Annotated in this window: 6 protein-coding genes; 1 reads left to right on the top strand and 5 read right to left on the bottom strand. The window is 63.4% G+C overall.

Annotation, left to right across the window (positions count from 1 at the left end):
- On the top strand, window positions 1-284 hold a 284-nt coding region (locus tag AC2VOU_RS20495), incomplete at its 5' end, for a MerR family DNA-binding protein (RefSeq protein ID WP_486959015.1).
- A gap of 387 nt (window positions 285-671) precedes the next feature.
- Here the strand turns inward: AC2VOU_RS20495 and AC2VOU_RS20490 are convergent.
- From AC2VOU_RS20490 to AC2VOU_RS20470, 5 genes are all read right to left on the bottom strand, one after another.
- Window positions 672-3,287 (bottom strand): TniQ family protein, encoded by a 2,616-nt coding sequence (locus AC2VOU_RS20490; RefSeq protein WP_486959014.1) that lies wholly within the window; start codon window positions 3,285-3,287, stop codon window positions 672-674.
- A gap of 26 nt (window positions 3,288-3,313) precedes the next feature.
- Window positions 3,314-4,435 (bottom strand): ATP-binding protein, encoded by a 1,122-nt coding sequence (locus AC2VOU_RS20485; RefSeq protein WP_486959013.1) that lies wholly within the window; start codon window positions 4,433-4,435, stop codon window positions 3,314-3,316.
- The gene (locus AC2VOU_RS20480) at window positions 4,435-6,582 is read right to left on the bottom strand and encodes a Mu transposase C-terminal domain-containing protein (RefSeq protein ID WP_486959012.1); all 2,148 of its coding nucleotides are present in this window, start codon (window positions 6,580-6,582) and stop codon (window positions 4,435-4,437) included. The genes AC2VOU_RS20485 and AC2VOU_RS20480 overlap by 1 nt, the downstream gene beginning before the upstream one ends.
- The gene (locus AC2VOU_RS20475) at window positions 6,579-7,313 is read right to left on the bottom strand and encodes a TnsA-like heteromeric transposase endonuclease subunit (RefSeq protein ID WP_486959016.1); all 735 of its coding nucleotides are present in this window, start codon (window positions 7,311-7,313) and stop codon (window positions 6,579-6,581) included. The genes AC2VOU_RS20480 and AC2VOU_RS20475 overlap by 4 nt, the downstream gene beginning before the upstream one ends.
- Before the next feature lie 183 nt (window positions 7,314-7,496).
- Window positions 7,497-8,937, bottom strand: a 1,441-nt coding sequence (locus AC2VOU_RS20470) for an LAGLIDADG family homing endonuclease (protein WP_486959011.1), incomplete at its 5' end; no start/stop codon positions are given.

Raw genomic sequence — 8,937 nt, 5'->3', positions numbered from 1 at the left:
ACCGGGACTATTCGCCCGACACCGTCACCAGGATCGACTTCATCCACCGAGGCAAGGCCGCGGGGCTCACACTCGCCCAGATCCGTGAGGTTCTGCGTATTCGAGACCGCGGTCAGGCCCCCTGCGAGCACGTCCGCGACCTTCTCGACACCCGACTCGCCGACGTCGACGAGCAGATCAACAAGCTCGTTGCTCTTCGCGACACGATTGCCCAATTACGCGACCAGGCAGCAACACCCGAGCCCACCACCTGCACCGCCGAACAGGTCTGTCGATACCTCTAAGCCTGTAACGTGTGTCCGAGAAGCGAACCCAAAACGCACACGCGCTAGCGTCCGAACTGATCCTCACCCAGCCCTGTCATGTTTGACACCCGAAGACGGTTTGAGGGAACCTGGCGCGCCGACTCCAGCCGTTCATATGCTGGCAGCGAAGCGCCGAACTTGGCCCTGCTTTTACACCGGAATCTGGACGCGACCCCCATTCCGCCACGCGACCGCAAAAAGGATGTCGCGGCTTTTCGTGCAGGCACCTGGCCGGGGCCATCGTCAAAATGGGCTCAACGGCGTCGCTACATCACCTTGTCGGTCTTCTCGCTGGCGCTCGCGACGTCACTGCATTGTCGAGGGGCCAGCCGGCGCCAGCATCGTCCGATGCCCATCGCGTGTCGATCATGGCTTGCGCTGCTGCCCGCTGTTCCATGTTGCCCACGCCTCCAGGACACGGGCGCCGAGGTCCGTCACTGCCATTAGTTGACCACGTTGGGCGCGATCCAGTAGCGGACCACCCAGTTCTGCTTCAAGGCGAGTGATCTGACCGTGCAAAACCGGCTGGCAGAGCCCGAGGGTCTCCGCAGCCACGGTTACGGTGGGAAAGTCACTGGCGGCAACAAACCTCGCCAGACGTTGGGCACCACCGATTTGCCGGAGAGCGGGCCTCAGAGTCTCCGGTGCATTGTCGGCGGCGTTCAAAGTTGCGGTGTGGCTTGGTCCGCCCTGGGCGCGGCGCTGGATCCCGTGAAGATTGGCCCATCGAGACATCGTCGTCGTGCTCATGCCCTTTTCGGCTGCCAGTTCCGGGAGTGGGCGGCGGTTGATGATGTACTCGGTGTACAGCCAGTCCCGGTCAATTTCCTCATGCTGGCGGGGACGTCGTGCGGGCCGCAGCTCGATCCCGTACTGCCGTGCAAGTTGGTTAACGACCTTGTGTTCAGCGCCGTAGAGGGCGGCGATGTCCCGTAGTGAAAGTTTCTGTTCCTGGTAAAGGTCAGCGAGAGTTGTCGCCGACAGTTCCTTCGCGAGGTCGGTGAGCACAGGCGCACGTCTGAAGCCGTGGCTGCGCATGTGGTCGGGAGATGGGTACAGCGTGAGCGCGTACCGGACCGCATCAAGCGACGTGTCCAGGCGCTGGGCGATCACGCTGAGCGGCAACGATTGCCGTGACAGCCGGTGCAGTTGGGTGGTGTCGATAGTCTCGAGGTCGACGCCGGGCGGTCGAAGGCCTGACATCAGGTCTAGCGGTGGATGCCAGGTGACCGGCTCGTCGACCTGGTGGTGTTCGAGAAACTTTCGAGCCTCGTCGTGGAGGGCAGCTACCAGTCTGGGGGTCAGCAGCGTCGGGAAGGCGGCCAGGTGTGCGGCGAACTCTTTGGTGTCGACGTACCCGGGCGCGCAGCGGGCGGGGACTCCGCTGACCAGGCTATACAGGTGACAGCGGGCCATACGGGCCTTCTTTCCGTGCCCGGTGCGGATATCGACGTCGCGGCAGATGCGTTGCCACGCTGGCGGGGTCAGCAGCGAACTGTAGTCCAGGGTTCGGCGGCGCCGGTAGTCGATCGGGCAATCAGTCGTATGAAAAAGGTAGTCGGCGAGGCGAACGATGGCCGTGCGGATGTCGTCCCACTGCGGGCTGGCCTGCAGTTGCTGGAGAGTTTGAGACAAGGTGTGACCGGTGCCTTCGCGGCCCATCGCTGCGCTGGCTTGGGTCCAGGACAGGCGTGTGTTGACCAGCAGTGTCGCACTCGATAAGGCGGTGCACAGACGTTGGTAGTCCATCCGGGGTGGGGCCAGACGCAGTGACCATTCTGGCCACAGCACGGCGGGAAGCTTCGCGGCAACCGCCGCCACGGTGTTGTGGTCGTGCGAGGGCCTTGTGGGAATCGCTGCTCCGATGCGGTGGCGGAGTTGGTCGCTGAGTTTCATCAGCGGGCCCAGCGCCACCAATTGGGTCGCGGTCAGCAGGTGGGTGGATCGCTTGCCCCACCCGACGTTGGAGCTACTGACCGCCAGCCCACGTTCCCGTGCACCCGTGATATGCCCACGTAGTGCCGCGCCTGCGGCGGCAATGTCGGGGGCGCCGAGGATGCCCAGCGCGGCAGTCGCGCCTACCGCTGCGATCAGTGCATGCCCCGGCGCCGCACGGCCCGGTTTGTCGCCGCGGCGAGACGGGCCGCCCCGATCATCGGATCCTGCCTTCATTTGAAAATGGGCGGCGTGGAGGTCAGCCGGCAGAATCCGACGCAGCTCGGCTTCGGTGCCGTAGGAAAGGATGCGTCCGGCGACCGCGCGTAGGTCGGCCAGCGCGGCGGCGGCGGGCACCGAATGCTCCCGGTAGATACCGAACGTGGCGGTGCCGGTCTCGATGGCCGCGCGAATGGTGTGTTGCACCGCGAGTACGGGGTGATCGACGGGGAATCTGAGGCGCGGCGCGGCCGACAGGTCGGTACCGCAGCGCGCCGGTGCCCCTCCGGTGGCATCTGCAGCCTGCGTGGCGCAGTGTCCTGGGTTGGGAACCACGTCGGCGCGTAACGGCCGCCCGCGTTGCCGTTGACCGCACACTGGGCATTCGTCGATCAGAAGGCACTGATGTTCCTCGCAGGCGAACGCCCAACCCAGGCGCCAGAACAGTTGCCAGCGGCCGCCGCTGTCACGCAGGCACTCTGGGCAGAACCGTGAGAACCGCAGCCGCGACCAGGGGAACGCGCGGTTCACTGCTCTGATGTCGTGGCGGATCGCAACGCCGGTGCCGTCGTAGCGATCCAACGTCATCATCCGAAGCTGTGTCGGCGCGAACCTGGTGGCCACGCTGACACTGGCCGCTTCGGAGGGTGTCAAGCGCGCGAGCCAGGGAGTGCCACTGGAGCCGTTGGGGGCGGGCAATCCGATGGCGTCGGCGAAATCGCCCCACGCCGATGTGAGGCGGTGACTTACCGCTTCCAGCCAGGAGTCCAGGGCTTCGCCGTCGACGGGGTCCAGACGCATCGGCAGGGTGCGTGTTACCGCGTCCATGGTGGTCATCTCTTGCCGGACCGCGGCTATCCGGCTTTCCGGCGGACCCTGATCTTGCCGGTGTGAATCGCCATTTCCAGTTCCTGGCGGGCTTTCTGGGACGCAGCGTCGATTTTGACTTTGTCGAGGAGGTCGGCGGTCAGATTCTCTTCACCACTACGGATAGCACGTTGGCAGCCGCGGTTGATCAGCGTCATCAAAGACCCGATGTGGCCGGTGGACCGCGCGTACAAGTAGTCGCACAGTTCGTCAGCGAGCATGCCGGGTTGTTTGTCGGCCAAGACGACCCGCTGCTCAATTGCCAACAGCAGCTGGCGCCACTGCAGCCGGCCATCTTCGGTGTTCACCGCGAATGGTTCCATAACCAGGGCGGTGGTGCGGCGGCCGGTTTGAGCGAGAACCGCGTCCTGGTATTCGCCGCCTTCGGAGAACAGGCCGCGCGCCTCCAGCCCGACACCGATGAAGATCATCGTCACGGGGAACTCGTTGGCGATGTACTTGAAGTGGTTGCTGATCGCGATCCCGGAACTGTTGCGCCACTGCAGGAAATGCAGATCGTCCACAATGAGGACGCGCACTTCACAGGACAGGATGCAATCCAGAGCGCGGCGGGCGTAGTCCACGGCTGTTCCGCGCCGGACGCCGGGATGGGCGAAGAACTCCAGCATCGCCCGGTTGAATTCTTTCATCCCGGTGTTTCCGGTCAACCCGACGCGGCATACCGGCCAGCGCTCGTCGCCCAAATGTGTGGTGTCACCGAGTGCTTTGATCTCACGGCGGTGATACTGGCGGGCGAACGCAAGGACCGAGGTGGTCTTTCCGAGCCCGGGGAACCCGTCGATGGCCACCGCACCCTTGGCTTTGTCGCCGTCTTGGGCATTACTGTCAACGATGTCCCACAAGTCTTCGTGCAACGCGGCCAGCTGTGGTGTTTTGATCGGCCCGAGGTTGGCGTGCCATTCGCGGCGTTGCCGGTTATAGTCGTCGAACGCCTTCTCGCCGAGCGCCTCAAGTTGCCTGCGGGTCAAGGGCTCCGGTGGGATCCGGGCAGCGGTGTTGACGAACCGCTGCCAACCCTCCTTGCGGGCCAACGTGAGATTGTCCAACCGGGACTCGGATTCATGCTGTGCCGGATTCTTCTTGGCCATCACGCGTCCTCCAGGGCGTCGCCGTAGAAGTCGTCGGGGTAGTCGTCGAGATCCTCCTCGGCATCGTCATCGCCGGTCTCGGGACCGGGTTCATCGATCGTGTTGTCTAGATCATCCTCGTCGGCAGCTGGATGGGCTGCGGCCAGCACGCGGGCGACTGACGGCAAGGTGGTGACCTCGTCCTGCGGCTCGCTCTGGTCGATCAGGGCGTCTTCGCGGGAAAGCCGCAACGCCATGCGCCGCTCACTCAATGTTGATCCCAGCCCCAGGTTCCACCGCTCCAACAGGTCGGCGACCGCAAGTCGGTCGTCGGGGTAGGTGTACTTCGAGGCGGCGAGCTTGCGCGCAAACCGCAGCGCGTCCTCGCTGAGCGGCATCGTCATCGATGGCGCGTGCTCCCACATCAAGGTGTGCCACTCGCGTGTTTCCGGGTCGCGGAAGTAGGCGCGGGTGATGTCGTCGGGGTCGTAGTGAATTGGCCAGCGGCCCTTGGCTTTCCCCTTGTACGGGCTGGTCATGTTGCGGTACGGATTCAGTGACGGGCCGTTGTAGCGGCGGCCGCCGAAGTCCACCCCGTAGTGCTGGACCTTCCGGAACTCGGTCTTGAGGAATTCGTGGGCCAGATCGCGATCACGCGGGGCCTCGATGTAGCCCGCCCGCGCGACGCCGTGTTCGAACATCTGCGCCGGGGACATCCGCAACCCCGGAACACGTGGATCGATCAGGCTGTCGTGCGGCCGGTGATGATAAACCACGGCCACCCACTCACGGATGATCGCCTCCAACTCATCGAGAAAGAAAAACGCCTCAGACTCCGGCTCCAGCCCGCGGGAATGCACATCAGGGCCCTTGTATCCCGGCAAGACTTGCAACAGATCCTCGCGGATGGTGCGAAAGAACCGCTCCACCGGCCCCTTATCCCGACCCGTCCGCAACCGCGCCGGCTGAATCGAAATGCCCATCCGCTGACACACACTCGTCAGATGCTCGGAGACGTAGATCTTGCCGTGGTCGATCACGATGGTCTCGGGCACGATGGCCGGCCCGGCCGCGCCGGGCCGGCCAATTGCGTCGACATCGATCAGGACGGATCTCGGGACACCGTGCTGGGGCCATACCGCGTGAGCTGGCCAGTCCTTGCCTGCGGGCCGCGGCCGATACGCTTGATACAACACAGACGCGGCGTCCACCGACTCCGTCGATACCGGCGTCACCCGAATGCCGTTGACACAGCGTGTGTACCAGTCCATCCCGATCGTCAGCTCTGCCTGCACCCACCGCAACGTGACCGGATCCAGAGCGAAGACGTCCAGCCGCGTAGTGTCCATCAACAGGTACTCACCCGGCCTCGTCGGACGTAGCTTTCCGTACACGCCATCCGGACGATCGGCGATGTCGCGATTCCTCTTCGTGCTCAACCGAAACGTCGGGTACCGGTTCTCTAACTCGGCAAGAACGCGGAATGCCGTAGCCCGCGAGGGTAACTCCACCACCCCCTCACCGAACCGCGCGACGACTCTGGCGTTGGCGCGCGTGATCACCATTGTCTGCGACGGGCGCGACTGGTCTGTGTGCTCCACCATCACTTCAATGGCGGTCTCGGTCCACCGCGGGTCTACATTCCCGCCCGGGCCTGCAGTCCTCCTCACCCGCGTCGACGCCAGACCCGCTTCACCGTGCTTCTGGAACTGCTGGACCCAACGTTCGATGGATCGCACCCCAGCACCAAGCTCCCGCCCTTTGCTTGCGTAACGTCTCGACAGTGGCACAACGGCTTGGTACTCCGGTCGCGGCTCCCCGGGAAGCGCCAACTCCGCACTACCCGAACGGAATCCGGTGAGCACTTCGCGGACGTGCGCCGCTCGCTCGGTCATCTCGTTGCGCTCGACGTCGCTGAGTTGTGCGAGAACAATCCCGGCAGGCTCGAAGTCGTCATCGCTGCACGGCCCCTCCGAATCCGGGATTACTCGCGTGCTGTCTGACATGAGAAGTTCGTTGAGGCGGGCTCGGATGACCGCCTTCTTCGACGTCCCTTTCAATACGACGTCCATACCTGTCTGGCCGGTGTGGATCTCAACGATCTCCACCAACTCACCATCGTGCACAAGTCTGGTGCCCACGCCGATTCGTACCCCAGCCGAAGTCATGCCACAATTCTCAGTTCTGTTTGCCCGCTTAGTCTCTCGCTCAGATCAATTAGAAGTTCTTGACGCCAGAGAAGGTGCAGCACGGCAGACTTGACATGATTGATCGGCTCCCCTGGCAGACACTTGAAGGCATCCGCGAGCGGTGCGCCATCCAGATTCTTCTCCCGCACTTGTACCAGCAACTCTGGACGGAACAACCAGCTGCGCCGGTATCCCGCAAGGAAACGGACATTCTCCAACTCAACCGCGTTGGGTTCGGTCGCCACTTCATAGCGCCAGCCCCGCGCCTCAACGAGTTCGCGAGTCCATTCGAATGCGAAAGCCACTTTGGGATCCGCAAGCCGGCCGGCGGGTTTCACATCCACGACTACCGGGCCGGTATTCGTGATTAACAAGTAATCCGGGATGTGCTTTCGCGGCTTGCGGTCAACTGAAGCTCGGAGCAGGAACGGCTGGGCAACGATCCGCCGCACACTTGTGTCGAAATCGGCAAACAGCAAGCGCGTCAACTCAAGTCGTGACTCGTAGATGACGTGACCGCCGAGGGTGCTCGACCAGTAGGTACCCGAGTAGTGCTTCTGCCCGCGGTGCCACCTGAACGTCCGCCACGGAGTCGCGCTGGCGAGCTCGTCGATCCCCGCCGCAGCCCACTCTCGTGCCACTTCACTCAGGTCGTCCGCACGTCGGTATGAGACAGAGACACCCGACGCCTTGTCTCCACTGTGGCCCATGGCGATCACCTCGGCCCTGCAATCGGATCAGACTGCTTTGGTGACCTGATCGTCACATAGCCGTTGGCGCGGGCCTCGGATTGAACAACCCGCGTGTCTCACGAATTTGGCGGATCCGCCATCGCTCCGCCATAGTCCGTGAGATTCCGCCACGTTCCGTGAGACCCTACAGCTGTTTAGATGCTACCGCGCCATGTTGGCGAAGCGCGAGAGATGCAGCTGGTGGGCAACAGTCACCGTCTTAGTCGGGCCGTTACGGTGCTTGGCCACAATCAGATCCGCCTCACCGCCGCGCGGATCGTCGCGATCGAACGCGTCGGGCCGGTTCAGCAGGATGACCATATCCGCATCTTGCTCGAGCGAGTTATGGACTGAAATACCTTGTGCCACAAAGTTATGCGTGCCGTCAACAGTACCGTCGAACACATCGTGTTCACCTATGCTGGTAATTTCCACGATCTGATCCCAGAACACGTCGCTAGTTGCCAGCGCATGTACTTCACTGTCGTCAAGCAATGCCGCGGCGCGATGCAGCCGAGCACGGCTGGGCGCGTGCTTCCACATCGTCGATCCGCAGAACTGCGTACCCATCGCGGCTGCGAACTGGCGATGTGTCGTCGCCCGGCTCGCTAGCGTTGCCTTGACTTGGTTCCAGACTCCAATTGGGATCGTGTCAGAGTTGGCCCTGCACGAAACGCCCTCCAACTTGGCGAGGACCTCCCGGCAGGGGAAATACTTCAGGCCGTTGGCGCCCACGCCTCGAAGAAATCGCCGTTGATTGTCGGTGCCAAAGATGTTCAGGTGATACGAGTCTCGGTAGCCGCGCTTGGGGACTCGATAAATTCGGCACAGGATGCCTAGGCGCAGCAGCAGTTGCGATACCTCATCGATGAGACGGCGGCTGGTAGATGCGTAATAAATCCGGCCTTGCCGACCTTTCTCATCCCAACGGACGCACCCGTCGGTAGCCCAGAGGTGGTTCAAGAACAGCGCGATTTGATCATTGGGCGCGGCGAAGATGACGTCTGGCACGAACTTCTCGTGGCTCCGCAGCCCGAACAGGCCCAGCTCGTCCAGCCACGCCGCGATCGGATTGCGCCGACCGTGGGTCAACCTGTACGGCGCCGGCAGCCGCAGCGTAGTAACACGCGCGGCCGCGTAGTCATCCCGAACGGCGGTCACGCCGAAGTGCGCTGCAGCCGCCGACACCGCGGCGAGGTTCTGCTCGTCGATCGAGGCATACCGAATCGGCTGCTTCTTGACACACGACCCGTCACCGATCATGTGCGCCAGCAGAATCACCTCGGATTCCGCCATCCGCACCGTCTGAACGGGCTCCGGAATCCGGCGCGGCACCGCCAGCCGGTCTCCAACCGTCAACTCTTCCAACGGTGTCCAGCCGTCCAGCGTCATGAACGGATGGTTCCTCGTCGCCTGCACCTCGCGTCCCGACGCCAGCCGAAGCCGAAACACCTCTTTGCGTCCACTCGGAAAGACGTTCGTCATCGGCCTCGCCACCATCCGCAGCTGCTCGTCCAGCGACCAGACCAGGGGCCGCTCGCCGGTGCGCATCAGCTCGCCGAACGTGACTTCGGCACCGTTGTCGGCCCGCAAGATCCGCGTC

This window comes from Mycobacterium sp. TH-M25 (genome assembly GCF_057473665.1).
This window is presented reverse-complemented; position numbering and strand designations above follow the sequence as displayed.